Origin of the sequence: Rathayibacter sp. AY1D5 (assembly GCF_002932515.1) — a bacterium.
Lineage (GTDB): Bacteria > Actinomycetota > Actinomycetes > Actinomycetales > Microbacteriaceae > Rathayibacter.
Genome location: NZ_PSVU01000021.1, coordinates 1 through 25,977, shown reverse-complemented (window position 1 = coordinate 25,977; position 25,977 = coordinate 1). Strand labels below are relative to the sequence as shown.

Here is a 25,977-nt window from a genome sequence, read left to right as displayed (position 1 = left end):
GCCGGCTCGCGAGGGGGCCGGCCCGCGGAGGGGCTCGGGCTCAGCCGCGGACGGGCTCGGGCTCCGCGGCGACCGGCACGGCCGACTCCCGGCGCTCGACCCAGGCGGGAGCGTCCCGGCCGAGCAGGAGGTAGGCGATGCCGGCCGAGACTCCGCCCGCGAGCCACGAGACGTCGACGCCGCCGAGGGCGGTCGCGGCCGGACCCTGCAGGGCGGGCACCGAGCCGTTCATGAACAGCCAGGTCAGGGTCGCGCCGATCGCGAAGGAGAGCAGCGCCCGCCAGCGGACGTCCGGCAGCAGCGGCGAGCCGACCGGGGCGAACAGGTGCCCGAAGGAGCGGACGCGCGGCTCGAACACCGTGTAGTGCACCAGCACGATCGCACCCCAGGGGGCGACCCAGCCGACGAGGCCGACCAGCCACGCGTCGAGCGTGGTGGCGAGGTCGTCCTGGAAGACGAAGAACACCGCGGCCGCGAAGGCCAGCACGCCGACGATGAGGCTGAGCGCGCGGCGCCCGAGCCGGATGTCGAGGGCCTGGGTCGCCATGCCGAACGAGTAGATGTTCAGGACGTTGGTCGCGATCGGGCCGTGCACCACCAGGAGCAGCACGGGGATCGCGAGGGCGCCGAAGTTCTCGACGATCAGCTCCCCGGGATCCACGGAGCCGTTCTTCGTCGCGAGGGTCGCGCCGAGGACGCCGAGCCAGACCACCGGGATGAACTGGCCGAGGACGCTGGCGAGGTAGAGCCCCCGCTTCGAGGAGCGGGGCCCGACGAAGCGGGAGTAGTCGCCGGCGTAGGCGAGCCAGGTGAGGCCCCAGCCGATGCCGATGGCGGTCATCACGATGGACATGGCCGCGATGCGGTCGCCTCCGGTGAGCGCGCCCTCCGCGGGGCCGGCGTAGGACCAGTCGATGTCGAGGAAGAACCAGGCGACGACCGACATGATCGCCAGCACCAGGAGGGTCGGCGGCACGGTCCAGCGCTCGAAGGCGGCGATCGCGCGGTAGCCGAGGAAGGAGATCGCGACCTGCACCGCCATGATCACCGCCGCCACCGCGATCTTCCAGCCGACGTTCGCCTGCTCCGGGTCGACGACGCCGACGGAGCCGAGGAGCGCGATGACCAGGTCGAGGACGATCCAGGTGTTGATGGCGCACCAGCCGATCACGACCACGGCCTGGATCGCGGCCGGGACGTAGTTGCCGCGCCGGCCGAAGATCGCCCGTCCCACGAGCATCCCGGTCGCCCCCGTCCGCTGGCCGAGGAGGACGAAGAAGCCGAACACCGCCATCCCGACCACGTTGCCGAGCACGAGGACGGTGACGGTGTCCGCCAGGCCGAGGCCCATGTTCACGCCGAGGGCGCCGAGCACCCAGTTGATGGGGGCGATGTTGGCGCCGGCCCAGATCCAGAACTGCCCGTCGAGCCGGGCGGTGCGTCGGGAGTCGGGCAGGGGACTCAGCGCGTCCTCGGCGTCGGCGGTGCCGTGCAGGGTGTCGGTGCTCATGGCGGATCCTCTCGGGGAGGGGGATGAAGGGGAGGGCGGGGCGCCCGGTGAGGCTCCACTCTCGTGCGGACCCGTTTCGGGCGGCGCGTCCGCGTGTAAATTCGCCGTGACGCGAGAGGACGTTCTGTATGGCCTACCTGCTGTCGGACGCGATGCGGGATCCGCGCCTCGCCGCCATGCTCCCGGTGGTGGCCGCCGGGCACGCGGCCGCCGAGCGCGCCGTGATCCGCTGGGCCCACACGAGCGAGCAGCTCGACATCGCGCCCCTCCTCCTCGGAGGCGAGCTGCTCCTGATGGAGGGCGCGCTCCTCTCGACCGACCAGGACCCGGCGGAGTGCCGCGAGTACGTGCGGTCTCTGGTCGACGCGGGAGTCGGCGCCCTCGCTCTCGAGCTCTCGCCGCGCCTGCCCGCGGTGCCGCCGCCGATCGTCGCGGCGGCCGACGAGCTCGGCCTCCCCGTGCTCGCCCTGCCCCGGCGCGTCCCCTTCGTGCAGGTCTGCGAGAGCATCAACACCCACCTCACCGAGCAGAAGTTCCGGAGCATCCGCCTGGCGGACAGAGTGTCCGGTCTGCTGGCCGACGCGGCCTCCGGGGACGCCGGCGTCGACGAGCTCCTGCAGGTCGTCGCCTCCGCGACGGGCGCCTCCGCCTCGCTCGTCTCGCTCACGGGCGACGAGATCGCCCGCGCCTCGCCCGGGCCGGGCGTCGACACGGAGCCGACGGCCGGGACGTTCTCGAACGTGCTGCACGCGGGCGACTCCCTCCTGGGCACCCTGCATCTGCGGGCCCACGCCGACGCCGACCTCCACGCCGTCGCCGTCGCGCTCGACCGGGCGCCGGACGTCCTCGCGATCGCCGTGCTCCGGCACCGCCCGCCGTCGGTCACCGAGCGGCTGACCGCCCAGCTCTTCGCGATCGCGTCCGTCGAGCGCGCGGACCCGGCGGCCGACCTCCAGATCGACGCCTTCCTCGGACGCCTCGGCGCCGGCTCCCGGGAGCGCTACCTCGGCGTCCGGGCCGACACCGGTCACGACGACCGGCGGCTCCGCGTTCTGCTCCGCCTCCTGACGGGCGCGGGAGCGGATCCCGGCCCGGTGCTCTGCGTGGTCGGCTCCGAGCTGCTGGCGCTGCTGCCGTTCGCCACCGCCGCCGCGATGGAGGAGGGCCGCGCGGAGCTGCTGCGCCTCGGCGCCGCCCTCGACTCGGTCGCTCTGCTCTGCGTCGGAAGCGGGCTCGGCGGGCAGGAGCGGGTACCCCGGGAGCTGGCGGAGGTGCGCGGCGCGCGCGAGTGGGCGCCCGCGGGCGGAGTCGTCGACTCGCGCCAGTACCGCCTGGAGCGGTTCGCGAGCTCCCTGCTGGACGATCCGGAGGCGGACGATCTCGTCGAGGAGGTGCTCGGGCCTCTGCGCGCCCAGCGTGGCGAGCTGCTCGCCACCCTCGAGGCCTTCGCGTCGCTGTGGGGGAGCAAGACGGCGACGGCGGCCGCGCTCGGCATCGGCCGGCAGACCCTCTACGACCGGCTCGCGCGGATCGAGGAGCTGATCGGCCCGCTCGACTCGTCGCCGGCCCGCGCCCGGGTCGTCATGACCGCCGTCTTCCTGCACCGGGCGCGCGCGGCGCTCCCGGCGGGCTCGCCTCCGGTCGGGCGGACGTTCCCGCCTCCCGCCGAACACTGACGCGGCCGGACGGGATCGAACGGCTCAGGCGGGCAGCAGCTCCGCGACGAGCGCCTGCACGCGGGCCCTGATGTCGTCGCGGATCGAGCGGACCTCCTCGAGCGGTCGGCCCTTCGGGTCGGCGAGGTCCCAGTCCTCGTAGCGCTTGCCGGGGAAGACGGGGCAGACGTCGCCGCAGCCCATCGTGATCACGACGTCGGAGGCCTGGACCTGCTCGGTGGTCATCAGCTGCGGGACGGCCTGCGAGATGTCGATGCCCTCCTCCGCCATCGCCTCGATCGCGATCGGGTTGATGCTGTCGCCGGGCTCGGAGCCGCCGGAGCGGACCTCGACGGCGCCGCCGGAGAGGGCGCGGAGGTAGCCGGCGGCCATCTGCGAGCGGCCGGCGTTGTGGATGCAGACGAAGAGGACGGTGGGGGCGGCCATCGGGGCTCCTGGTGTCGAGGGGCGGTGCTCGGAGGAGCACGGGGCGAGGGTAGCGCGCCCGGGCGAACGGCTCGCGCGCCTGCAGAGCCGGAGGAGACTCCGACGGCCGGGTCGGGAATATACCCCCCGGGGGTATGTTGCACTCCCCTGGACCGAACCGGAGGAGACACCGTGACCGACCACGCCCACCACCACCCGACCACCTGGCGCGCCGCCGCCCTCGCGACCCTGCACTGCCTGACCGGCTGCGCGATCGGCGAGGTCCTCGGCATGGTGATCGGCTCCGCCCTGGGGCTGCCCGCCCTGGCGACGGTCGCCCTCTCGATCGTCCTCGCGTTCGTGTTCGGCTACGCGCTCACGCTGCGGGGCGTGCTCCGCTCCGGAGTGACGTGGCGCGCCGCCGTCGGCATCGCGCTGGCGGCCGACACCGTCTCGATCGCCGTGATGGAGGTCGTCGACAACACGGTGGTGCTCGCGATCCCCGGAGCGATGGACGCGGGCCTCTCGTCCGGCCTCTTCTGGGGCTCGCTCGCCGGCGCCCTGGCCCTGGCCTTCGTCGTCACGACCCCGGTGAACCGCCTGCTCATCTCCCGCGGCCGCGGCCACGCGGTCGTCCACGGCCTGCACGGCTGAGCCGCGCGGGCCTCGACAGGGCGCCTGCGGCGGCTGCTCGACCAGCAGGAGGCGCGTGCCGATCGGGCAGCGGGCGCCGCGAGATCCCGCCGGGCGTCAGCCCTGCAGGCGGCGGTAGTGGCGGTTGCGGACCGAGAGGATCGCGCCTCCGATCACCGCCGCGAGGAACGAGCCGGCCAGGACGCCGACCTTCACGTGGTCGTCGGACTCGCTGCCCGCGCCGAACGAGAGCTCGCCGACGAGCAGCGACACCGTGAATCCGATGCCGGCCACGAACGCCATGCCGATCACGTCCACCCAGCGCAGCGACGGATCCAGGCCGATGCCGCGGAACCGGGTCAGGAGGAAGGTGCTCCCGGCGATGCCGAGCGGCTTGCCGAGCACGAGGCCCGCGATGATGCCCACGGCGATCGAGTCCTGGAACGAGTCGACCAGGCCCGCGACTCCGCCGACCGTCACTCCGGCCGAGAAGAACGCGAAGACCGGCACCGCGACCGCGGTCGAGAGGACGCTCCAGCGATCGGCGAAGTGCGCGGCGAGGCCGTCGTAGACCGGGCGCCCCTCCGCATCCGACGCCACCTGCACCCGGGCGCGCTTCGTCGCGACGACCGGCACGGTGAAGCCGAGCAGCACGCCCGCGACCGTGGCGTGGATGCCCGAGGCGTGCACGAGCGCCCACGTCGCCACTCCGAGCGGGATCAGCACCCACCAGGCGCGCACGCCGCGCTGCACGCAGACCGCGAAGACCGCCAGCGGCACCAGCGCGAGCAGGAGCATCAGCACGTCGATGCCGGCGGTGTAGAAGACGGCGATGATCGTGATCGCGATGAGGTCGTCCACCACGGCGAGCGTGAGGAGGAACGTCCGCAGCGCCGGCGGGAGGAACCGGCCGACCACGGCGATCACCGCGACGGCGAAGGCGATGTCGGTGGCGGCGGGGATCGCCCAGCCGTCCAGCGCGGCTCCTCCGCGGGGCAGGTTCACCGCGGTGAAGATCAGGGCGGGGACGGCCACGCCGCCGACGGCCGCGACGATCGGCACGAGCGCCGTCTTCGGGTCGCGGAGCTTGCCGGCGACGAACTCCTCCTTGAGCTCGAGCCCGACGACGAAGAAGAAGATCGCGAGCAGGCCGTCGGCCGCCCACGACCCGACGCTCAGCTCGAGGTGCAGGGCCTCGGGGCCGAAGCGGAAGTCGCGGACCGCGCTGTAGAGCGCGGACGCGGGGCTGTTGGCGACGATCAGGGCGAGGAGGGTCGCGGTGAGCAGGAACGCTCCGCCGACCGTGTCCTTCTGGAGGGTCTGGCGGAGTCCCCGCCAGATCGAGTGGGGGGCCTGATCGGCGGGCAGGGGCTCGTGCGGCATGAGGGGTTCCGTCCGGAGGGGTGGGTGAGCGCGGGAACGCGGCCGCGGGCTCCGGAGGAGGGGCGGTCGCGGGTCAGCCGCGCGGCGGCGGGCAGCCGGCGATCTCGCCGTGCGCGTTCGTCCCCCACGAGCTGAGCCATCCGTTCGTGCCCGAGGCGCGCTTGGTCAGCAGCAGCCGGGTCGGGTACGCCGCGGCAGCGCGCGCGCGGGCGCGGCTCAGCGGAGGGAGGGTCAGGGGCACCGGACCAGGGTACCGGTGGCACCCGCGAGGGGGCCGGGTGTGCACGAGCGCTCGGAGGAGGAGCCGCCTCTCCCGCTGCCGAGCCTCCCCGCCCCGTCCGCTCAGGGGACCTCGTGCCCCGGGCCCGGCTGCCCGCCGAGCAGCGGGCGCAGCGCGGTCGCGACGGCGTCGGCGCGCTCCTCGCCGCCGAACCACGCGTTGCCGGCCCGCACGAGCGGGTAGGCGGCCGCGAGGAGGTCGCGCCCCGCCGGGGTCAGGGCGATCCGGGAGTGACGGCCGCGGCCGCGCTCGGCGCCCCGGTCGAGCAGGCCCCGCTCCGCCAGCCCGGCGACCAGGGCGGTCATGCTCTGCGGGCGGACGCCGACGGCGCGGGCGAGGTCGGCCTGCGTCAGCCCGTCGGCCGCCGAGAGCTGCGCCAGCACGCCGAACTCGACCGGGCTGAGCCCGACCGGCGCGAGCGCGTCGCCGACCCGCCTCGCCAGGTCGCGGGCGGCGCGGATGACCGTCCAGGCGGCGATCGCGTCGACGTCGTCGCGGGTCAGGGAGAACTCCGAGGACATGGATCGAGCGTAGCGGCGTAGTCTTCGAGTATCAGTTAGTTGATACCAGGGAGGAATCATGAGCGACGTGATCGCGATCACCGGAGTCACCGGCGACGTCGGCGGCAAGACCTTCGAGCGGCTCGTGGCGGCCGGCGCGCCCGTCCGCGCGATCGTCCGCCGGCCCGAGCAGGCGGCGGCCCTCGCGGCCCGCGGCCTCGACGCACGGATCGCCGACCTCGGCGACGGGGCCGCACTGACCGCCGCCCTCCGGGGCGCCGACCAGCTCTTCCTGGTCACCGCCGCCACCCCGCGCCAGGCCGAGCACGGCGCCACCGCCGTCCGCGCCGCCCAGGAGGCGGGCGTCCGCGCGCTCGTGCAGCTCTCCGGCGGCGACGCGGCCGAGCACTCGCCGCTCCCCTGGGGCCGCGCGATCTGGCGGACCGACGAGCAGGTGCGCGCCTCCGGGCTGCCCGCGACGATCCTCCACGCCTCGGGCTTCCTGACGAACCTCGAGCCCTCGGCACCCGCGATCTCGCGCGGTCTGCTCCCGCAGACGATGGGGCGCGGCGTCATCCCGTGGATCGACACCGCCGACATCGCCCGGGTCGCCGCGCGCGTCCTCGAGGCGGGAGGGCACACCGGCGCCGAGCCCGTCCTCACCGGACCGGCCCTGCTCGACGGGCCCGGCGCCGCCCGCGAGCTGACCGCGGGCCTCGGGCGGCGCGTCCGCTACCTGCACCTGCCCAGCCGCGTGTTCGCCGGTGTCCTGCGCCTCACCGGCATGTCCGCGTGGCAGGCGGAGGGGCTCCGCCGGCAGTTCGGAGTCGTCGCCCGCCGCGGCCTGGACGGCGTCGACGTGCTCACCGACGAGGTCGAGCGGATCACGGGGACGCCGGCCCGCTCGACGGCCGACTGGGCGCGGTCCCGCCGCTCCGTGCTCCTCGGGTAGGAGCAGCCGCGACCCCTGCACGCTCCACCCGGCACCGGTACCCCTACCCGTGGATCCGCCGCAGGCGCATCGTAGGGCTATGAAGCAGATCCAGTACGCCGGCGCGACCTTCCAGGTGGGGGACGCGGTCGCCGACGCACTCGTCTCCTACGCCTCCGGGCTCGCCGCTCACGGCCGCACCGACAGTGTCGAGCTCCCCGTGCTCGGCGGCGACGGCCACGCGACGGTCGTGACGCTGCTGCTCAACTCCGCGACGAGCCTCTTCGTCTCCGGCGCCGCAGGCCTCCTGCCCGGGCTCGACGAGAAGGCGGTCGCCGCCGACCTCCGCCAGCGGACGCAGTGGCTGGACGCGGTCCCGGCGGTCACCGCCGTGGAGCCGAGCGCTCCGGAGGACCTGATCTGGCTCGAGTTCCCGGAGGTCGCGGCCCTGATGGACCCCGAAGCCGGCGCCCACTCCCCCGCGACGCTCCACCTCGTCGAGCACTCGCCGCGGCGCGACTCCCTCGTCTTCACCGTCGTCTACGTCAGCACCCTCGACCGCGACCTGGGCTCGGGGGAGATCCGCCGGCTGCTCGAGACGAGCCGCCGCAACAACGTCGAGCACGGCGTCTCGGGGATGCTCGTCTTCCGCGGCCGCCGCGTGATGCAGCTGCTCGAGGGCGAGGAGTCCGACGTGCGCTCGCTCTACGCGCGGATCCTCGCCGATCCGCGGCACGAGGGAGTGGTCACCGTCTGGACCAGCGTGCACGAGCAGCGCCGCTTCCCGGACTGGTCGATGGGCTTCGACGAGCTCGACCTGCCCGTCGAGCGGCCCGCCTCCTGGCCCGAGCCGGACCTCCCCGAGCAGTCGATCGACGCCGTGGCGGACGACTACCTCCGCCGCCGGTCGGAGGCGCTGCGGAGCGCGCTGGTGAGCAGCGACCCCCTCGTCGCGAGCCTCGCCGTCATCCTGCACGGGCACCGCCCCGAGCGCGTCCTCGAGGGCGGCGCCGGAGTGCGGCTCCGCTGCGCCGAGTGCCGCGCCTTCGACGCCCACGACGGGTACGACTCCTACCCCTGCGCGACCGCGAGGACCGCGATCCAGGCGCTCGAGGCGGCCTGACGCGAGCCGGGCGGCCGTGCGGGGTCACCGTCCCGGGGCGCTCCGAGCGCACCCCCCTTCCGCGGGTCTGCGCAAGCCCGTCCGCTCGCCCCGGCGCGCCCCTAGGGTGAGGCCATGACCGATCCCGGCGCGGCCCGCCACGACGTCCTCATCATCGGCGGCGGCAACGCCGGACTCTCGACCGCGGGACGGCTGCGGCGCTCCGGAGTGGACGACGTCGCGGTGATCGAGCCCCGGTCGACCCACGTCTACCAGCCGATGCTCTCCCACGTCGCGGGCGGCACCGCACCCGCCTCCGCGGCGACCCGGCCCCAGGGCTCGGTGACGCCGAAGGGGGTCGTCTGGATCCAGGACCGCGTCGAGACGATCGACCCGGTCGCGCACACGGTCACCCTCCTCTCCGGCCGCACCGTCGGCTACGGGCAGCTCGTCGTCTGCCCCGGGATCCAGAAGGACTGGGCCGCGGTCCCCGGGCTCCAGGAGGCGATGGACTCGCCGGTCGGAGTGTCCAACTACGAGTACGAGTACGCCCGCAAGGCGTCGCAGGTGCTCCGCGAGGTCCGCTCCGGCACCGTCGTCTTCACGCAGCCCGGCGGCCCCGGCACCTGCTCCGGCGCCTCGCAGAAGCCGATGTACCTCGCCTGCGACTACTGGCGCGCGACCGGCGTCCTCGACCGCATCCGCGTCGTGCTCGTCGTGCCGACCCCCACCCTGTTCGGGATGCCGCTGATCGACTCCGAGCTCGAGCGGAAGGTGGCGGAGTACGGGATCGAGGTCCGCTACGGCCGCGAGCTGGTCGAGGTCGACGCGGCCGAGCGGAGGGTCGTCCTCGCCGTCGACGGGCGCGCGACCGCCCTCCCCGGCCCCGACCGCGCGCGGCGCTCGACCGACGGCCCGCGCGAGACGCTGTCGTACGACGTGCTGCACGCCGTGCCCCCGCAGTCGGCCCCCGACTGGCTGGCCGGCACCGGACTGGCCGCCGAGGGCGGCTTCGTCGAGGTCGACCCGCTGACCCTGCGGCACCCGCGGTTCCCCGACGTCTGGGCGCTCGGCGACGCGGCGGCCACGGTCAACTCGAAGTCCGGAGGAGCACTGCGCCAGCAGACCACCACGCTCGCGAAGAACCTCGTCGCCGCGCAGAAGGGCCGCCCGCTCCCCCGCGTCTACAACGGCTACTCCGTCTGCCCCTTCGTGGTCTCGCGGTCGAGCGTGGTGTTCGCCGAGTTCGACGACCGCTACCGCCCGAAGCCGACCGTCCCCTTCTGGACGGGCCTGGCGAAGGAGCGGCGCCTCACCTTCCTCGCCGACCGCCGCGTCCTGCCGTGGGTGTACTGGAATCTGATCCTGCAGGGACGGGCCTGAGCGTCCTCTTCCGGACATGTCCGGAAGAGGCGCTTGCCGCTGCCGGAGGCGCTCCCGAGACTGAGGGGTCGGCACCACCGTCCGATGCGCCCCCTCGTCTCCTGGAGGACCCGATGCGGCCCAGCCCGACTCCCGACCGCTCCGGCACCGCGCGATGACGACCGCGCAGGACTGGGGGCCCTCGACCGACGCGGACTCCGCCGGCGGTCCGCCCGCGTCGCGGAGGCAGCGCGTGCGCGCCTGGATGCGCGGCGGCTCCTTCGGGCCGACCGGCCTCACCCGGCGCGGCTGCCTCCTGGTGCTGGCGTCGGTGCTCGTGGTGGCGGTGCCGGTCGTCGCGCTGACGCTCGCGCATGTCGATCCGCACGCGTCGCTCAAGGTCTGGATCCTGGCGATCACGCTGATCGCGCTGGTCGGAGCGCTGCTCCGGGTCGTCGCCGACGCCGGTCCGGACCCGCAGGCCGACCTCGACCGCGCGGGCAAGGCGGTCGGAGCAGTGGCCGCGGCCTACACGGCGCTGGCCGTGATCATCGACTGGGGGATGCTGCACCTCTGAGGCGCGGTCAGCGGGCCTCGTCGCGCGGGTCGTCCGTGCCGTCGGGAGCGCTGCCGATCACGTCCGGTGTGCCGCCGGTGCCGCCCTGCGCGCTCCCGGTCCCGCCCTGCGCCGCTCGCTCGTCCTCGCGCCGGCTGAGCCAGCCCGGGCCCTCGCGCCGCAGCCGCTCCGCCTCCGGACTCGGGACGGGCGGCGCCGCCGGCCGCCGCAGGAGCCGCACCTGCCGGACCGCGCCGAGCACCACTCCGGCGCCGAACAGCGGCAGGCCGAGCAGGAGCACCAGCCACAGCGGCGCGTGCCGGCGTCCGCCGCCGACGACCGCGCCGAGATCCCAGCCCGCGTCCGCCGCCAGCCAGAGCATCCCCGCCACGAAGACGGCGCTCACCAGCGAGAGCGCCCAGGGCTGCGCGAGGAGGAGCGCCTGCGTGCGCTCCGTGCGGAAACCCTTCGCCATGCGCCGATCCTAGGCGGGCGTCAGCCGGCGAGGATCCGGTCGACCAGCCCCTGCGCGTCGCCCTCCGCGGGAACGATCTGCACGGTGTCGCCCTCGATCGGCTGCATCACGGAGAGCGCCGACTCGACCCGGTCGCCCACGCGGAGGAGGAGCCGGGCGTCGGCCCCCTCGTCGATGGCCGCCTGCGAGCCGCGGCGCAGGAGGGCGGCGCCCGCCTCGTCGAACCGGACGTCGACGACTCCCGTGCTCGGATCGGCCTCGACCGCGGCGACGCCCGCGCGGGTGAAGTCCTCGGGATCGACGAGGACGTCCTGCCCGCCGACCGGGACGCACTGCGGATCGGAGCCGGGCTCGCAGAGCGCCGAGACGGCGACCCCGAGGCCGCCGACGGGCTCCGGAGTGGCGGACGGGGACGCCGCGGGCGACGACCCGGCGGAGCAGCCGGTCAGGGCGAGCAGGAGGAGCGCGGCGGCTCCGGGGGCGGTGCGGCGGATCACGGGATCTCCTCGGGTCGCGTCGGAGCGCGCCACGATACCGAGGCTCCGGCGCGGCGGCCACTCGGCGGCACGGCTCGGGCGGAGCGGCTGCGGGCGGAGCGGCCGGTCCGCGGCACGGCGGGGCAGGCGGCGGCGACCCGCCCCTCAGAGGCGGACGACCAGCTTCACCGCCGACACACCCTCGTGCAGCCGGTCGAGGGCGGGCTGCAGCGCGGCGAGCCCCTCACCCACCACCTCGGGCGCGGGGGCGCAGACGTGGCGACCCTCGGCGAGCGCCGACGGCAGGTGGTCGCGCCACAGCATCGGCCCCACCTCGTTCGTCATCAGCGAGCCGCCCCAGACGAAGCGGGCGCGGATGCCGCGGCGCCGGGCCGCGATCTGCAGCGCCGCGGTGCCGCCGACCAGGCGCACCATCGTCCGCACGAAGGCGGCGCTGACTCCGCCCCGGCGCGGGAGCGAGCCGAACGAGACGGAGGGGCTGGCCAGGGCGACGCGTCGCGCTCCGGTGGCCGCGGCCACCACCACCGACGGAGCACCGGAGCCCGTCCCGATCGCGAGCACCCCCGCGACCTCATGGCCCGCGAGCGCCGCCACCAGGTCGGCGACGACGGTGGGGCTGCGGTAGTCGAGCACGATCTCGGCGCCCAGCTCGCGCATCCGCTCGTGGTTGCGGGGGGACGCGGTCGTCGCCACGCGGTGCCCGGAGGCGACGGCGAGCTGGATCGCGTTGCTCCCCACGCTCGTCGTCCCGCCCCAGACCACGACCGTCCTGCCCGTCGGGCGGACCGGGACGCTCGGGTGCGGCAGGGCGAGGTGGTCCCGCTGGAACAGCGCCGTCGCCGCCGTCGAGACCGCGAGCGGCAGCACCGCCGCCTCCTCGAAGCCCAGCCGGTCGGGGATCGGCGCCGCCAGGTCCTCGCGCACGACCGTGTACTCCTGGAAGGCGCCCTCGTCGCGGTTCCGCCGCCCGCGCTCCATCCCGACCGCGTACGCGACGACCCGGTCGCCGACGGCGAAGCGCGTGACTCCAGGGCCGACCGCCTCGACCACTCCGGCCACGTCCTCCCCGAGCACCGCCGGGTACGGCACCCACCGGAACATCAGATCGCCCGTCCACTGCTTCATCTCGTCGACCGGATTCACGGCCAGGGCGCGGTTGCGCAGCAGGATCTCCCCCGGACCGGGGACGGGCATCGGAGCGGGGCGGACGACGAGGTCGGCCCGCGGGGCGGTCAGCAGGGCGGCGGCGTTCTCGGGCACGGGCGGCTCCAGTCGGAAGTGATGGCAGGACGTGTCGTCACACTACTCCTGATGACACGTCGTGTCGTCAGCTATCCTGGGCGGATGTCACGCTGGGCTCCCGACGCCGCCCTCCGCCTCGAGCAGGCGGCGATGGAGCTCTTCGCCGAGCACGGCTACGCGGGCACCACCGTCCCCGCGATCGCGGAGCGCGCCGGGCTCACCACCCGCACCTTCTTCCGCCACTTCGCCGACAAGCGCGACGTCCTCTTCCTCCGCGAGCGCGAGTTCCCCGAGATCGTCGGCCGCCTGCTCGCCGGCGCCCCCGCCGGCCTCGCGCCGATGGACCTCGTGATGCACGGCCTCGAGGCGGCCGCCTCGGGCGACCTCCAGACCTGGCGCGCTCCGATCGCCGCCCGCCGTGCCGTCGTGCGCTCCGAGCCGCAGCTGCGCGAGCGCGAGCTCCTGAAGTCGGCCGCCCTCGCCGAGAGCATGCGCGCCGCCCTCGTCGACGCCGGAGTCGCGCCGGAGGACGCGGCCCTCGCCGCCCTCGCGGCCTCCGCCCTCTTCGACCTCGCCCTGGAGCGCTGGCTCGCCGCACGCGAGGGGTCCCTCCTGGTCGACGTCCTCCGCGCCGAGCGCGCACGCCTCGGCGCGCTGCTCGCGCGCTGACCCGCACGACGCTGTCGAGGCGTCGCGAACGGTCGTCCTCCGCGGCGGGAGGCGACCGTTCGCGACGCCTCGGACCGGCGAGCGGGGGACGATCCGCTCAGAGCGCCCAGGGGAAGGCGGGGGCGTTCGAGCGGGCGCCCTGCGCGGCCTTCGAGCGGCCGGGCTCGCCGAGCTCGGCGAGCAGCGCCTCCGACTCGCCGACGAGGACCGCCAGCGCGCCGGGCGTGAACCAGTCGGGACGCAGGGCGAACAGGAGGTCCTCGGTCGCCGTGTTGCCGCTGGCGCCCGGCGCGAAGGGGCAGCCGCCGAGGCCGCCGAGCGCGCCGTCGACCACCGCGGCCCCGGCCTGCACGGCGGCGATCGCGTTCGCGACGCCCGAGCCCCAGGTGTCGTGCCCGTGGAACACGATCTCGCGAGGCGGGGTCTCCGCCGCCACGCGCGAGACGAGCGACGCCACCTGGCCGGCGTGCGCCTGCCCGAGCGTGTCGCAGACGACCACGTCGGCCGCTCCCTCCGCCCGCGGGTCGCGCGCGATCGCGAGCACGCGCTCCGGGTCGACCGGGCCCTCGAACGGGCAGGTGAAGGAGGTGGCGATGCACAGCTGGATCCGCCCGCCGACGCTCTCGGCGAGCGCGACCGCCTCCGGCATCGCGGCCAGGCTCGCCTCGGTCGACCTGCCGACGTTGGCGAGGTTGTGCGAGTCGGACGCCGAGAAGCAGTACTGGAAGCGGCGCGCCCCCGCGGCGGCCGCACGCTCGACGTGGCGCGGAGTCGCGACCCACACCCAGCACCGCTCCAGCTCCTCGGGAGTGAGCGCGGCGATCACGTCGAGGGTGTCGGCCATCGGAGGGACGAGGTCGCCGCGCGCGAGCGAGCCGATCTCGAGCTCGGGCACTCCCGCGGCGAGCAGCGTGCGCGCGAGGTCGACCTTGCGCTCGGTCGTCAGGAGCTTGCCGGTGAGCTGCAGGCCGTCGCGGAGGGTGACGTCTCGCAGGCGCGCGGAGGCGAGCGCGGTCACCGGCCGGCCTCCTCGGCAGCGGCGGCGGAGGGAGCGGCAGGAGCCCCGCCGGCGGAGGGAGCGGCAGGAGCCCCGCCGGCGGAGGGAGCAGCGGGACCGGTGCGCCGGAGCACCCCCAGCACCTCCTCGGTGTCCTGGCCCAGGTCGGGCGCGAGCGAGCGGATGGGGAGGGAGCGGCCGCCGAGCACCGGCACGATCCCCGGGAAGCCCACGCCGCGCAGAGTGCCGCCGGCGTCCTCGACGTCGAAGGCCTGGATCATGTCGCGCGCCGCGTACTGCTCGCTCGCGCTGATGTCGGCGGCCGTGTAGATCGGGCCGGAGGGGACGCCCTCGTCGTCGAGGACCGCGAGCGCCTCGGCGGCGGTGCGGCCCGCCGTCCACGCGCCGATCACCGCGTCCAGCTCGTCGCGCCGGGCCCAGCGCTGCTCGTTCGAGGCGAGCGCCGGGTCCTCGCCCAGGTCGGCGCGGCCGATCACCGCCATCAGCCGCTGGAAGATCGCGTCCGCGTTCCCCGCTATCACGATGCTCGCCCCGTCGGCGCAGGTGTAGGCGTTGGTCGGGGCGATGCCCTCCATCCGCCCGCCTACGCGCTCCCGGACGATGCCGTGCGCCTGGAAGTCGGGGATCAGCGACTCCGTCATCGAGAACATCGCCTCGTGCAGCGCCACGTCGACGACCCGCTCCGCCAGCGGTGCCGGATCCAGCCCCGCGGAGCGGCGGGTCTCGCGCTGGAACAGCGCCATCATCACTCCGTAGCCCGCGTACAGCCCGGCGATCGAGTCGCCGATCGAGACGCCGACGCGCACGGGCGGCCGGTCCGGGTCGCCGACCAGCTCGCGGAACCCGCCCATCGCCTCCGCGACCGCCGCGAACCCGGGCCGGGCCGACAGCGGGCCGGTCTGCCCGAACGCGGAGATGCGGCCGATCACGATGCCGGGCCGGGCCTCGTCGAGCACGTCCGGCCCGATCCCCCAGCGCTCGAGCGTGCCGGGCCGGAAGTTCTCGAGCACCACGTCGCACTCGGCGACCAGGCGGCGGACGGCGTCGCGCCCCTCGTCCGTGCGCAGGTCGAGCGCGATCGAGCGCTTGTTGCGGTTGATCGTGTGGAAGAGGAGCGAGGTCTCGGACCCCTCGTGCAGCCGCCAGCGGCGCAGCTCGTCCCCCGTGCCGGGCCGCTCCACCTTGATCACCTCGGCGCCGAAGTCGGCGAGCAGCCGGCCAGCCGTGGGCGCCGCGATGAAGTTGCCGAGCTCGAGGACGCGGACGCCCGCGAGCGGGAGGGGTGCGGTCATGGCACGGCCTTTCGCTCCCGTCGAGGCTAGCGCGGAGGACGGCGCCACCCCCTGCCCTCACGCGGACGCCCGACCTACACTTGCCGGACATCATGCGCAGACACACCCTCACTCCGCGACCGGACTGGCGAGCCCGCTGCGACGAGATCGGCTTCAGCTTCTACGACCTCCCCTCCGAGGGCGGCCGCCCCTACTGGAACGAGTCCGCGGCCTACTCCTTCGAGCCCGCCGAGATCGACCTGCTCGAGCGCACGACCTCGGAGCTGTTCGACCTCTGCATGGAGGCGTGCGAGCTCGTGGTGCGGAAGGGCCGCTTCGCCGAGTTCGGCATCCCGCCCCGCTTCCACGAGCTGGTGCGCACCTCGTGGGACGAGGACGACCCCACGGTCTACGGCCGCTTCGATCTCGCCTACGACGGCGCGGGCGCGGTGAAGCTGCTCGAGTTCAACGCCGACACCCCGACCTCGCTGGTCGAGACCGCCGCGGCCCAGTGGCAGTGGCTCGTCGAGACGAAGGGTCCCGACGCCGACCAGTTCAACAGCCTGCACGAGCAGCTCGTCGAGCAGTGGCGCCACCTCCGCCTCGAGCGCTGGAGCCTCGACGAGGGCGCCCGGCTGCACCTCGCGTCGCTGCACGACTCCGGAGACGGCGAGCTGATCGTCGAGGACGCCGACACCGTCGCCTACATGGCCGAGACCGCGGCGCAGGCCGGCTTCGACCCCAAGCTGATCTTCGTCGAGGACATCCGCTACGAGCTCGACGGCGCCGGCTTCCTCGACGGCGACGGCGAGCCGATCCGCCACGTCTTCAAGCTGTACCCGTGGGAGTGGATGCTCGGCGAGCAGTTCGGCGGCCTCCTCCTCGACCGGCGCGAGCGCACCCGCTGGGTCGAGCCGGCGTGGAAGCTCCTGCTCAGCAACAAGCAGCTGCTGGTGGTGCTGTGGGAGATGTTCCGCGGCCACCCGAACCTGCTGCCCGCCTCCGTGCATCCGCTGCCCGGCACCGCCCAGGTGCGCAAGCCGCGCCTGGGCCGGGAGGGCGCCAACGTGACGGTCCTCGACGCCGACGGGTCGGTCGTCGCCGAGAACGGCGGGAGCTACGGCGCCGAGGGCTTCATCCACCAGGAGCGCGCCGAGCTGGCCCGGGTGGACGGGAAGACCGTCGTCATCGGCAGCTGGATCGTCGGCGAGACCCCGGCCGGCATCGACGTGCGCGAGACGAGCGGCCTGATCACCGGCGACCTGGCGGAGTTCGTCCCCCACTACATCGAGGGCGGACGGAGCGACGGGGCCGCGACGGCCGCGGACGGCGCGTCGGCCGCCTCCCGCCCCGAGCACGGCGCCACCCCCGCCTACGGCGCTCCCGCGCCCGGCACCCCCGCGCCCGAGTACGGCGCCCCCGAGCACGACCGGCCGCAGGACACCCGCGCGGCCCGCCCGCAGGACGAGGAGACCCGATGACGGACAACGACCGCACCCCCGGCGATTCCGGGACGCCGAGCTCCGGGAACGACTGGGGCAGCCGCGAGCCCGGGGCGGGCTCCGGCACGCCGAGCGGCGGCACGAGCGGCGGGTCCGGCCGCGGCGACGGCGCCACCCGCACCGCTCCCCACCGCTCCCGGAGCGTCGGGATCAGCGGCATCGCGAAGAACCGCCGCGGCCTGCTCATCGGCGGCGCGGTCGCGGTCGGCGCGGTCGGCCTCGCCGTCGCCCTCGCGAACGGCGGCCCCTCGACCGACGGCGTCGTCGCCACGGGAGCCGACGGCCAGGACTACGTCATCCCCGAGAACGCCGAGCGCCCCGTCTACGCGAGCCGCGAGGACTGCCTCGCCGACGTGCGGGAGCAGATCGCCCAGCTCCAGGCGCAGGGCGAGGAGGTCGGCGACGACCCCGAGCAGCTGTGCGAGGCGACCGACGAGTACCGCGGGCACTACGCCGGCGGCTTCTGGCTCGGCCCGCTGATCTTCGCGTCCTCGCGCTGGAACTCGACGCGGGCGACCAGCTGGGCGCCCGTCGCGTCCGGCGGCTTCGCGGCCCGCGGAGCGACCCAGCCCGACGTCGTGCAGCGCGCGCCGGCCGGCTCGACCGTCGGCTCGAAGGCGACCCTCTCCGGCGGCTTCGGCTCCTCCGGCAAGTCCGGCTTCGGCTCCACCGTCGGCGGCTGACCGCGGCGCACCTCGGCCCTCGCGCCCGAGACGCGCGGCGAGGCGTCCGTGTGTCGCCGAGACACCGCTCGCAGGCCGGCGTCTCGACGATCACGGGGACGGCTCGCCGCCGCTCCCGCTCTCAGGAGGAGGGCGTCGCGCTCGGGAAGAAGTGCCGCTCGACGGGATCGCCGTCGGCGTGGGTCAGCGCCGCCGCGCGGATCTCGCGGTCGCGGCCGGTGAGCCGCTGGGTCTCCTGCCGCCGGAACTCGCCCCACGAGGGCACCATGAACGTCTCCAGCTGCACGTCGGCCTCCTCCCCGCTCCGGTAGAGCGCCCACCGCGAGGCGCCGGTCCGGCGGCGGGAGCTCTCCAGCAGCCGCATGGCCGATCGGAAGTCCGCGAGGGAGTCGGGGCGGACCGTCCACGAGATCTGCACCATCACCGGCCCGTCCGTCGGCTCCGGCTCGAACACCAGCGTGGGCGTGGGCCACGACATCGAGATGCTGCGGTCGACGGTGCCCGTCCCCGGCAGCAGGGGCAGCACCCGCACGCTGGCCGCCACGAGGAGGAGCAGAGCGGCCGCCGCGGCGTACGCGGGCGCGGTGCCGAGCACCTGCGCGGCCAGGCCCCAGCCGATCGAGCCGACTGCCATGGTCCCCATGAAGACCAGGATGTAGATCGAGGCTCCGCGGGACCGCACCCACTGCGGCAGCGTGAGCTGCAGCGCCGCGTTCAGCACGGTGAGGGTGCCGATCCACGCCAGCCCCGCGAGGACCAGCAGCAGCAGGGCCGGAACGAGGGGCAGGAAGGCCGCCGCGAGAGTCCCCGCCGCGAACAGCACGGCGCTCGCCCCGATGACGACGTCGTCGGAGAGCTTCCGGCGGGCGAGCGGCAGGGCGAAGACGCCGAGCACGGCACCGGCACCGAGAGCCCCGAGGAGGAAGCCGTAGCCGCTGGAGTCGAGCTGGAGGCGCTTCGCGGTGAGCGGCAGCAGCGCCCAGAGCGCACTGGCGGGCAGGGCGAAGAGCGCGGAGCGGAGGAGGATCCGGCGGACGAGGTGCGCGGAGGCGACGTACCGGATCCCTCCCTTCAGCGCGGCGCCGAACTGCTCGCGGTCGTCGAGGCCGGTCTGCGCCGGCCGCTTCCACCAGAGCAGGGCGAGCACCGCGCCGATGAAGCTCAGGGCGTTGATGCCGAAGACCACCGGAGCGCCGAACGCCGAGAGGACGACGCCCGCCAGGGCCGGGCCGACCGCGCGCGCGCCGTTCACCGTCACCCCTCCGAGGGCCGACGACGCCGCGATCAGGTTCCGGGGCACGAGCTCCGGCTGGATCGCCTGCCAGGCGGGCGAGGTCAGGGTGGAGGTGATGCCGAGGAGGAAGGTGAAGGCCAGGATCGTCCACGGCGTCAGCGCGCCGACCGCCGCCACGACCGTCAGAGCGGCCGCCAGCAGCGCGCTGGCCGACGACCCCCAGATGAGCAGCCGCCGCCGGTCGAGCGAGTCGGCCAGCACGCCCGCGGGGAGGGCGACGAGGATCGAGGGCGCCAGGCTCGCCGTCTGCACGAGCGCGACGACCGCCGCGCCCGCGGCCGCCTCGACCAGGTACCACTGGGCTCCGACGGTCTGCATCCAGGTGCCGATGTTGCTGCCCAGCTGGGCGAACCACAGCACGCGGAAGGCGGTGATCGCCATGGGCGCCCAGGCCGACGGTTGCGCCGGCGCGGACGTCTGCGCCGGGGCGGCGGGAGCCGGAGCGACGTCCTCAGTCACGGGGCACGGCCTGCCGCACCGAGAAGAGGTTGCCGAACGGGTCCAGCAGCTGGCACAGCCGCTCCCCCGTGAACACCGTCTTCGGACCGCGGTGGGCGACGGCGCCGTTCGCCGTCCAGTCGGCGACGACGGCGTCGACGTCGGGGACCGTCCAGTACGGGCTCGTGCCGTCGGGTCCGGGCCGGTTCAGCTCGTCCCGCTCGTGCAGCGTCAGGCGGGTGCCGTCCAGGTCGTAGGCCACGAGCGCCCCGCCGCGGACGACGGGCTCGCGCCCGAGCCGCGCCGAGTACCAGTCGATCGCGGCGTCGAGGTCGTCGACGAAGTAGAAGACGTTTCCGACTCCGGCGAACTCCGTCGTCGTCATGCTCGGGCCGGCGGGAGGGCGTCGCGGAGGAAGGCGAGCGAGGGGCCGATGGCCGCCTCCGTATACCCCTCGGCGTGACGGGTGCCCGGGATCAGCTGCAGCGTGCTGGCGACTCCGACCGCGGAGAGCGCCGCCTGCATGGCCTGCGCGTCGCTCACGGGGACGAACTCGCCGAGCGAGTTGGCCAGGAACACCGGCCCGCCGTCCGGGGAGGCGTGGCGCGTCGTGGAGGCGGCGGTGAGCAGCCCGCGGTCGCCCCCGACCTCGTTGAGGATCGTCCAGCGCAGGAAGGCGTCGTTCCGGCCGGTCTGGTTGATGTCGGCGCTCTTCATGGCGTCGAGGTCCTGCGTCGTCGGCGTGGCCGGGAGGTCGTCGGTCGCCTCGACGATGCCGAGGAGGTCGAACATCCCCGACCAGCTGACGGCGGGCCGACCGGTGGCGATCGCGGCCTCCACGACCAGGTTCCCGCCCGCCGATCCGCCGAAGAACGCCAGCCTGCTCCGGTCGAACGCCCACTCGGACGCGACCGCCCACCGCTCCGCGGCGAGCACGTCGTCCCTGCTGGCCGGGAAGACCGAGTCCGGAGCCTCGCGGTAGTCCGCCGCGAACACGAGGTAGCCGGCGTCGACCAGCATCGTCGCGAGCGCCCGCTCCTTGCTCTTGTCCCCCCGGAACCACCCGCCGCCGTGGATCAGCACGACGGCCGGCCGAGCAGCGTCCTCGGCCGGGGACACCGACCTGCTGTACACGTCCAGCACCTGCGGCGACGACCCCCCTTCGACGTACGGAACCCCGATGCTCACTGACGGCTCGTCCGACACGGTGACCCCCTCCGGTCCAGATTCTCGACTGCAGTCAGACCGTAGGAGCCGGGGGCGGCGCGAGCCAGGCCCTGCCGGGGTCACCCAGGAGGGCTCCCGCAGGCCCGCCTCCCGCGGCGGCGCCGATCGCGACTAGCCTCGGAGGGTGTTCCTGACCGAGCCGTACGGCTTCCGCGACCGCTCCGCCCTCGACGAGCGCCGGGCCCTGCTCGAGGACGAGGCCTCGGTGCAGCCCCTCCGGGCGTTCCGCGAGGAGCTCCTCGCCCGGCGCACGCGCAGGCATCCCGGTGCCGTGGTGCCCGACTTCGACCCGGCCGAGGCCGGCGTCGAGGCGCGTGCGCTCATCGTGCTGGAGGCCCCGGGACCGATGTCGGCCGGCCCCGGCGGCTCCGGCTTCGTCTCGGTCGACAACGACGACGCGACCGCCGCCTCGACCTGGACCCTCCGCGACGAGGTCGGACTGCACGCCCGCACCCTGATCTGGAACATCGTGCCGTGGCAGCTCGACGGCGCCCCCGACGCGGACGAGGTGCGGCAGGGCGCGATGGAGCTGCGCCGGCTCCTGCCGCTGCTCCCCGACCTGCGGGTCGTCGTCAACGCCGGGACCGCGCCGACCAGCGGCTGGAAGAAGAACATCGAGCCGTACCTGGTCGACGGCCCGACGGTCATCGACTCGTGGAGCCCCGGCCAGCGGGCGATGAGCCAGCCCCGCAAGCGCGACGAGCTGAAGCGCGCCTTCGAGCGCGCGACGCACCTGGTCGGCTGAGCCCCCGAGGCTCCGAGGCGTCACGAACGGTCGTCATCCGAGCCGGGAGGCGGCCCTTCGCGACGCCTCGACCGCCGGCGGACGGTCCGCTCAGGCTGAGCGGGCGTCCCGCAGCGCGTCGGCCGACTGCTGCGCGGCGCGGCGGACGTCGCGGTCCGGGTCGCGGAGCATGCCCGTCAGGACGGCCTCGACGCTCGCCGCGAACTCGCCCTTCGCGTCGCGACCGGAGGAGATCCCCGCCAGAGCGGCCGCCACGAGAGCGCGCGCTCCTGCCGCGCGGACCCGGGGGTGCTCATCGGTGGTCAGGCGGGACAGCTTCTTCTGCCCGCCCAGCACGCGCTCGGCGCAGACGCGGGCGCACATCTCGCGGACGCGCCAGGAGGGGTTCGCGAGTCCGGCGGTCACCGCGTCGGCGGCGTCGTCGTCCCAGACGTAGAGGAGCGCGCGGGCACCCCAGAGCTCGGGCCAGTAGAGGGAGGGCGCTCCCTTGAGGATCCCGTCGGCGTGCTCGCCGCCCACGGTGAGGAGGAAGGACTCGCCCTCGTACCCGCCGGTGAGCAGGGCCGCGGATCGCAGGGCGACGTTGCGCTCCCCCTCGCGGGCGACCTGCGCGCGCAGGCGCTCCTCGAGCGGATCGGTGAGGGTGACGGTCGGTTCGTTGTCGCGTGCCATGAGGCTCCCGAGAGTACCCGCCCGCCCCGCGCCACGGCGGATCCGGCAGCGGAACGGACGATGCCCGCCCGCTCAGGAGGCGCCCACCGGGAGGTCGGCCCCGCCTGACTATGCTGGTGCCACCCCCGGCAGCCGAGCCCTCTGAGCCTCGTCCGCGCCGGGGTGGCGCGGCTCACCCGCCCGGGGAGCGGAGGAGGTCCTCTCATGGCCGATCGGCCGAACCTCCGCCATGTCGCGGCGGTCGCGGGCGTCTCGCACATGACCGTGTCGCGCGTGCTCAGCGGGCACCCCAACATCAAGGAGTCGACCCGCCAGAAGGTCCTCGAGGCGGTCGACGAGCTCAACTACAGGCCGAACATCGCCGCCCGCTCCCTCGTCACGCAGCGCACCGACCGCATCGGCGTGATGATCGAGAGCGGCGCCGAGTACGGGCCGTCGAGCACCCTCCGCGCGATCGAGCGCGCCGCCCGCGAGAAGGGGTACTCGATCACCTCCGTCGCGCTGCGGCCGGACCTCGAGATGACCCCCACCGACGCGATCGCCCACCTGATGGGCCTCGGGATCGACGCGCTCTGCGTGATCGCGCCGCGCTCCTCCTCCGTGGCGACCCTCCGCACCGTCGAGATCGGCGTGCCGACGCTCGTGGTGAAGAGCGACAAGGATCCGAGCTTCCTCACCGTCTCGGTCGACCAGCAGGCCGGCATGTTCCAGGCCGTCGACCACCTGGGCAACCTCGGCCACCGCGACGTGCTGCACCTCTCCGGCCCCCTCGACTGGCTCGACGCGCGCGCCCGCGAGCGCGCCTTCCACAGCCGCGCGAAGTCGTGGGGGATGCACGAGCGCCCCATCGTCATCGGCGACTGGACCCCGGACTCCGGGTACGACTTCGCCGCGAGCCTGCAGTCGGTGCCCGACTTCACCGCGATGGTCGTCGCGAACGACGAGATGGCGCTCGGAGTGATCCACGGCCTCGTCGAGCGCGGGATCCGCGTGCCCGAGGACATGAGCATCGTCGGCTTCGACGACCTGCCCACCGCCCGCCACTTCCTCCCGCCGCTGACGACGGTCCGCCAGGACTTCGACAAGCTCGGGACGACGGTCGCCGAGGTGATCCACGCGAGGATCCGCGGCCAGGAGAGCCCGCAGCGCACCCGGATCCCCACGGAGCTGGTGATCCGCTCCTCCACGGCCGCTCCCCGATCGTGACCCTCCTGTTCCCGTCCCGCCGCATGCGCTCGCGTATCATCGGCGGCAGCCCCTGGCACGCCGGACCCTGACGGCGCGCCGCACACGAACCGAGGACGGCACGTGGCGATCTCATCGAGGACGACCCGGAGCTCCGCGGCACCCGTCGTCGAGATGACCGGCATCCGCGTCTCCTTCGCCTCCGGACCCGCTCTGAAGGACGGGAACCTGCGGCTGGTGCCGGGCGAGATCCACGGGCTGATGGGCGAGAACGGCGCGGGCAAGTCCACGCTGATCAAGACGCTCACCGGCATCCACCAGCCCGACGCGGGCGAGATCCTCGTCGACGGCGTCGCCCGGCGCTTCAGCGGCCCGGCGGAGGCGAAGGCAGCGGGCATCACGGCCGTGTTCCAGGACGAGCGCCTCACCGACAACCTCAGCATCGGCGAGAACGTGATGCTCGGCCACGAGGTCCGCGGCCGCTTCGGCATCTCCTGGTCGCGCACCCACCACCGCGCGGCCGAGATGCTCGCCGAGCTGGGCCTGGAGGACCTCGATCCGCACCTGCCGCTGCGCTCGCTCTCGCCGGCGATCCGCCAGCTGGTCGCGATCAGCCGCGCGATGGTCGACCGTCCGCGCGTGCTCGTGCTCGACGAGCCCACCTCCAGCCTCGACCTCAGCGACGTGGCCCGCCTCTTCACGGTGCTGCGGAGGCTGCGCGACCAGGGCGTCGCGATCCTGTTCGTCTCGCACTTCCTCGAGCAGGTCCTCACCCTCAGCGACCGGCTGACGGTGCTCCGCGACGGCGGCACCGTCGGCGAGTACCCGGCGCACACCATGGACCGCGCGGAGCTGATCGCGAAGATGATCGGCAAGGACATCGACGCGCTGCGGCAGATCGGCTCCGACCGCCGCGAGCACCGCCGCCAGCCGGTCGGCCCGGCGATCTACCGCGCGCACGGGATCGGCCGCCGCGGCGCCGTGGGCCCGACCGATCTGGAGCTGCACCGCGGCGAGATCGTGGGCTTCGCGGGCCTGCGCGGCTCGGGGCGCACCGAGCTGGCGTCGCTGGTGAGCGGGGTCGAGAAGCCGGACACCGGCGAGGTGCTGATCGACGGCCAGCCCGCGCACATCTCCGACCCGGTGTCGGGCCTGCGCCACCGCATCGCCCACTCGAGCGAGAACCGCCGCGAGGACGGGATCATCGGCGACCTCTCCCTCCGCGAGAACCTCGTGCTGGGCCTGCAGGCTCTGCGCGGCTGGGCGCACCCGCTCTCGGCCGCCGAGACCGACACCCTGGTGCGCACCTACGTCGAGGCGCTGAACATCTCGCCGGCCGACCCGGACATCCCGGTGAAGTACCTCTCCGGAGGCAACCAGCAGAAGGTGGTCCTCGCGCGGTGGCTCGCGACCCGTCCGCGGCTGCTCGTGCTCGACGAGCCGGCGCGCGGGATCGACGTGGCATCGAAGGTCGAGATCCAGGCGCACATCGCGCAGCTCGCGAAGGAGGGGGTGACCGTCGTCTACATCTCGTCCGAGCTGGAGGAGGTGGTGCGCCTCAGCGACCGCATCGTCGTCTTCAAGGACCGCGAGAAGATCGGCGAGGTCAGCAACGGCCCCTGGCTCACCGTCGACACGATCGTCGAGATGATCGCCGCCGACCGCGACGACGACCTCGACGACGACGACTGACCTCCCCCGCCGGCCGAGCGGCCGCACCGTCCACCGGGTCTCGATGAGCCGTCCGGGCTGCTCGACCGCCAGGACCTCGGCGCGCCGGCGGGTCCCGCTCGGGCGCCGGGCCTGCGAGGATCCGGGGGTGGACGATCAGCGACCGGACGAGCTCGCGGAGCTGCAGCGGCGCGCCTACGGCCGAGGCTCCGACATCGAGCGGGACCCCGGCGCGCTCGCCCGGCTCTCCGCGCTCGAGGCCCGCGTCCGTCCCGCCCTCGGCACCGCACTGCCGGGCGCGGTGGTTCCCGCGGACTCCGGGGACGCGGCGCCGGAGGACGCGGCACCTCTCGCGGACGCCTCCGCCGACGAGGCGTCCGACCCCCTCGGCCACGTCCCGCCCCGCCGCTCCCGTCGGTGCGGCCTCCTCCTCCTTGCCGCGCTGGCCGCGACGGCCGCCGTCGCCGCGGGGGCCACCCGCCTCGCCACCGCCGAGGACGGACAGCCCGGCCGCGAGGTCGCCGTGCTGCCGCTGTCGAACGGCACCGACCTCCCCGGCTGGGAGGGACTGGGGTTCGACGGATCGGTCACCACCGAGGACTTCGGCGGGCTCACCGTCGTGCGGCAGAGCCTGCCCGCCGACACGGGGCTCACCGTCGTCCGGCAGCGCCGCTCCTCGAGCGCCGGCTCGTGCCTCTCCATCGTGCGGACCGCCGAGCCACAGGACGGCCTGTTCTTCCAGGGCTGCACGGCCGGAGCGTTCCCCGCGGTCGCGCAGTTCACCGTGACGTCGGCGGCGCCGGAGGCCCTGCGCGAGCGCGGGTCGAGCGAGTCGAAGAAGGTGGGCGATCCGCACGGACGGACGGGGATCTGAGTGGTCAGGGTGCGTCGGATCGGACGCGGATCTCGTCGCCCTCGAGGGCGAACCGCAGGGACGTGCCGATCGGGAACCGCTCGCGCAGGGCCTCCGGCGCCGCCGACGTCACGGTGAACTGCGCGACCGCGGGGAACGCTCCGGCCGTGCAGCCCTGGAAGAACAGGCCGTCCTGT

At 74.6% G+C, this 25,977-nt stretch carries 27 protein-coding genes; 13 read left to right on the top strand and 14 right to left on the bottom strand.

Annotated elements, in window-relative coordinates; genetic code table 11:
- Positions 1–40: 40 nt before the first annotated feature.
- Positions 41–1,510: a cytosine permease gene (locus tag C5C82_RS08305; RefSeq protein WP_104354902.1), complete on the bottom strand. Its 1,470-nt coding sequence runs from the start codon at positions 1,508–1,510 to the stop codon at positions 41–43.
- Positions 1,511–1,638: 128 nt separating this feature from the next.
- On the opposite strand from C5C82_RS08305, the gene C5C82_RS08300 reads away from it, so the two are divergent.
- A complete protein-coding gene (locus C5C82_RS08300; RefSeq protein ID WP_104354901.1) occupies positions 1,639–3,186 on the top strand; it encodes a PucR family transcriptional regulator in 1,548 nt (515 codons plus the stop codon).
- A 24-nt stretch (positions 3,187–3,210) separates the two neighbouring features.
- On the opposite strand, the gene C5C82_RS08295 is transcribed toward C5C82_RS08300, so the two are convergent.
- Positions 3,211–3,612, bottom strand: a complete 402-nt coding sequence (locus tag C5C82_RS08295; RefSeq protein ID WP_104222419.1) for an arsenate reductase ArsC — start codon at positions 3,610–3,612, stop codon at positions 3,211–3,213.
- Positions 3,613–3,783: 171 nt separating this feature from the next.
- Between C5C82_RS08295 and C5C82_RS08290 the strand changes: the two genes are divergently transcribed.
- Positions 3,784–4,245 (top strand): DUF4396 domain-containing protein, encoded by a 462-nt coding sequence (locus C5C82_RS08290; RefSeq protein WP_104234357.1) that lies wholly within the window; start codon positions 3,784–3,786, stop codon positions 4,243–4,245.
- A gap of 96 nt (positions 4,246–4,341) precedes the next feature.
- Here the strand turns inward: C5C82_RS08290 and nhaA are convergent, their stop codons facing one another.
- The 3 genes from nhaA to C5C82_RS08280 form a co-directional block, all read right to left on the bottom strand.
- Positions 4,342–5,607, bottom strand: a complete 1,266-nt coding sequence (gene nhaA, locus C5C82_RS08285; protein WP_104354900.1) for a Na+/H+ antiporter NhaA — start codon at positions 5,605–5,607, stop codon at positions 4,342–4,344.
- A gap of 73 nt (positions 5,608–5,680) precedes the next feature.
- Positions 5,681–5,848, bottom strand: coding sequence for a hypothetical protein (locus tag C5C82_RS17490; RefSeq protein ID WP_159940701.1), 168 nt, complete (start codon positions 5,846–5,848; stop codon positions 5,681–5,683).
- Between the two features lie 101 nt (positions 5,849–5,949).
- Entirely contained in the window at positions 5,950–6,408 is a 459-nt protein-coding gene (locus tag C5C82_RS08280) for a MarR family winged helix-turn-helix transcriptional regulator (RefSeq protein WP_160035578.1), read from the bottom strand.
- A 58-nt stretch (positions 6,409–6,466) separates the two neighbouring features.
- On the opposite strand from C5C82_RS08280, the gene C5C82_RS08275 reads away from it, so the two are divergent.
- The 4 genes from C5C82_RS08275 (at position 6,467) to C5C82_RS08260 (ending at position 10,359) form a co-directional block, all read left to right on the top strand.
- Complete coding sequence (locus tag C5C82_RS08275; protein ID WP_104354898.1) at positions 6,467–7,339, top strand: NAD(P)H-binding protein; 873 nt, start codon at positions 6,467–6,469, stop codon at positions 7,337–7,339.
- A 79-nt stretch (positions 7,340–7,418) separates the two neighbouring features.
- Positions 7,419–8,441 carry a BLUF domain-containing protein gene (locus C5C82_RS08270; RefSeq protein WP_104250016.1) on the top strand — a complete coding sequence of 341 codons (1,023 nt, stop codon included), beginning with the start codon at positions 7,419–7,421 and terminating at the stop codon, positions 8,439–8,441.
- Between the two features lie 114 nt (positions 8,442–8,555).
- Positions 8,556–9,803 carry an NAD(P)/FAD-dependent oxidoreductase gene (locus C5C82_RS08265; RefSeq protein ID WP_104354897.1) on the top strand — a complete coding sequence of 416 codons (1,248 nt, stop codon included), beginning with the start codon at positions 8,556–8,558 and terminating at the stop codon, positions 9,801–9,803.
- A gap of 154 nt (positions 9,804–9,957) precedes the next feature.
- Positions 9,958–10,359: a hypothetical protein gene (locus tag C5C82_RS08260; protein ID WP_104226999.1), complete on the top strand. Its 402-nt coding sequence runs from the start codon at positions 9,958–9,960 to the stop codon at positions 10,357–10,359.
- Between the two features lie 7 nt (positions 10,360–10,366).
- Here the strand turns inward: C5C82_RS08260 and C5C82_RS08255 are convergent, their stop codons facing one another.
- From C5C82_RS08255 to C5C82_RS08245, 3 genes are all read right to left on the bottom strand, one after another.
- A complete protein-coding gene (locus C5C82_RS08255; protein WP_104247793.1) occupies positions 10,367–10,813 on the bottom strand; it encodes a hypothetical protein in 447 nt (148 codons plus the stop codon).
- A gap of 20 nt (positions 10,814–10,833) precedes the next feature.
- Complete coding sequence (locus C5C82_RS08250; RefSeq protein ID WP_104234350.1) at positions 10,834–11,310, bottom strand: hypothetical protein; 477 nt, start codon at positions 11,308–11,310, stop codon at positions 10,834–10,836.
- Positions 11,311–11,454: 144 nt separating this feature from the next.
- Positions 11,455–12,570, bottom strand: a complete 1,116-nt coding sequence (locus tag C5C82_RS08245; RefSeq protein WP_104354896.1) for a zinc-binding alcohol dehydrogenase family protein — start codon at positions 12,568–12,570, stop codon at positions 11,455–11,457.
- 84 nt (positions 12,571–12,654) lie between these two features.
- Between C5C82_RS08245 and C5C82_RS08240 the strand changes: the two genes are divergently transcribed.
- Positions 12,655–13,221 carry a TetR/AcrR family transcriptional regulator gene (locus tag C5C82_RS08240; RefSeq protein WP_181133766.1) on the top strand — a complete coding sequence of 189 codons (567 nt, stop codon included), beginning with the start codon at positions 12,655–12,657 and terminating at the stop codon, positions 13,219–13,221.
- A gap of 97 nt (positions 13,222–13,318) precedes the next feature.
- Here the strand turns inward: C5C82_RS08240 and C5C82_RS08235 are convergent, their stop codons facing one another.
- On the bottom strand, positions 13,319–14,239 hold the full coding sequence (locus C5C82_RS08235; protein ID WP_181134421.1) for a hydroxymethylglutaryl-CoA lyase: 921 nt from the start codon (positions 14,237–14,239) through the stop codon (positions 13,319–13,321).
- A complete protein-coding gene (locus C5C82_RS08230) occupies positions 14,236–15,531 on the bottom strand; it encodes a CaiB/BaiF CoA-transferase family protein (RefSeq protein WP_104354895.1) in 1,296 nt (431 codons plus the stop codon). The genes C5C82_RS08235 and C5C82_RS08230 overlap by 4 nt, the downstream gene beginning before the upstream one ends.
- Positions 15,532–15,623: 92 nt before the next feature.
- Between C5C82_RS08230 and C5C82_RS08225 the strand changes: the two genes are divergently transcribed.
- Positions 15,624–16,991, top strand: a complete 1,368-nt coding sequence (locus tag C5C82_RS08225) for a glutathionylspermidine synthase family protein (RefSeq protein WP_146085967.1) — start codon at positions 15,624–15,626, stop codon at positions 16,989–16,991.
- The gene (locus C5C82_RS08220) at positions 16,988–17,695 is read left to right on the top strand and encodes a hypothetical protein (RefSeq protein WP_104354894.1); all 708 of its coding nucleotides are present in this window, start codon (positions 16,988–16,990) and stop codon (positions 17,693–17,695) included. The genes C5C82_RS08225 and C5C82_RS08220 overlap by 4 nt, the downstream gene beginning before the upstream one ends.
- A gap of 121 nt (positions 17,696–17,816) precedes the next feature.
- Here the strand turns inward: C5C82_RS08220 and C5C82_RS08215 are convergent, their stop codons facing one another.
- From C5C82_RS08215 to C5C82_RS08205, 3 genes are read right to left on the bottom strand one after another with little or no spacing between them, the layout of a single operon-like run.
- On the bottom strand, positions 17,817–19,448 hold the full coding sequence (locus tag C5C82_RS08215; RefSeq protein WP_244230571.1) for an MFS transporter: 1,632 nt from the start codon (positions 19,446–19,448) through the stop codon (positions 17,817–17,819).
- Positions 19,441–19,812, bottom strand: a complete 372-nt coding sequence (locus C5C82_RS08210; RefSeq protein ID WP_104257734.1) for a VOC family protein — start codon at positions 19,810–19,812, stop codon at positions 19,441–19,443. The genes C5C82_RS08215 and C5C82_RS08210 overlap by 8 nt, the downstream gene beginning before the upstream one ends.
- Positions 19,809–20,546, bottom strand: coding sequence for an alpha/beta hydrolase (locus tag C5C82_RS08205; protein WP_159940689.1), 738 nt, complete (start codon positions 20,544–20,546; stop codon positions 19,809–19,811). Before C5C82_RS08205 ends, C5C82_RS08210 begins: the two co-directional genes overlap by 4 nt.
- Positions 20,547–20,778: 232 nt before the next feature.
- Here C5C82_RS08205 and C5C82_RS08200 point away from each other — a divergent pair, with 232 nt between their 5' ends.
- Positions 20,779–21,399 (top strand): uracil-DNA glycosylase, encoded by a 621-nt coding sequence (locus C5C82_RS08200; RefSeq protein ID WP_258066031.1) that lies wholly within the window; start codon positions 20,779–20,781, stop codon positions 21,397–21,399.
- Between the two features lie 90 nt (positions 21,400–21,489).
- Here C5C82_RS08200 and C5C82_RS08195 read toward each other — a convergent pair whose 3' ends face one another.
- A complete protein-coding gene (locus C5C82_RS08195) occupies positions 21,490–22,071 on the bottom strand; it encodes a HEAT repeat domain-containing protein (protein ID WP_244230570.1) in 582 nt (193 codons plus the stop codon).
- 204 nt (positions 22,072–22,275) lie between these two features.
- Here C5C82_RS08195 and C5C82_RS08190 point away from each other — a divergent pair, with 204 nt between their 5' ends.
- From C5C82_RS08190 to C5C82_RS08180, 3 genes are all read left to right on the top strand, one after another.
- The gene (locus tag C5C82_RS08190; RefSeq protein ID WP_104257732.1) at positions 22,276–23,277 is read left to right on the top strand and encodes a LacI family DNA-binding transcriptional regulator; all 1,002 of its coding nucleotides are present in this window, start codon (positions 22,276–22,278) and stop codon (positions 23,275–23,277) included.
- Between the two features lie 153 nt (positions 23,278–23,430).
- A complete protein-coding gene (locus C5C82_RS08185) occupies positions 23,431–24,948 on the top strand; it encodes a sugar ABC transporter ATP-binding protein (protein WP_104227030.1) in 1,518 nt (505 codons plus the stop codon).
- 127 nt (positions 24,949–25,075) lie between these two features.
- A complete protein-coding gene (locus tag C5C82_RS08180) occupies positions 25,076–25,801 on the top strand; it encodes a hypothetical protein (RefSeq protein ID WP_104354893.1) in 726 nt (241 codons plus the stop codon).
- Positions 25,802–25,977 lie beyond the last annotated feature (176 nt).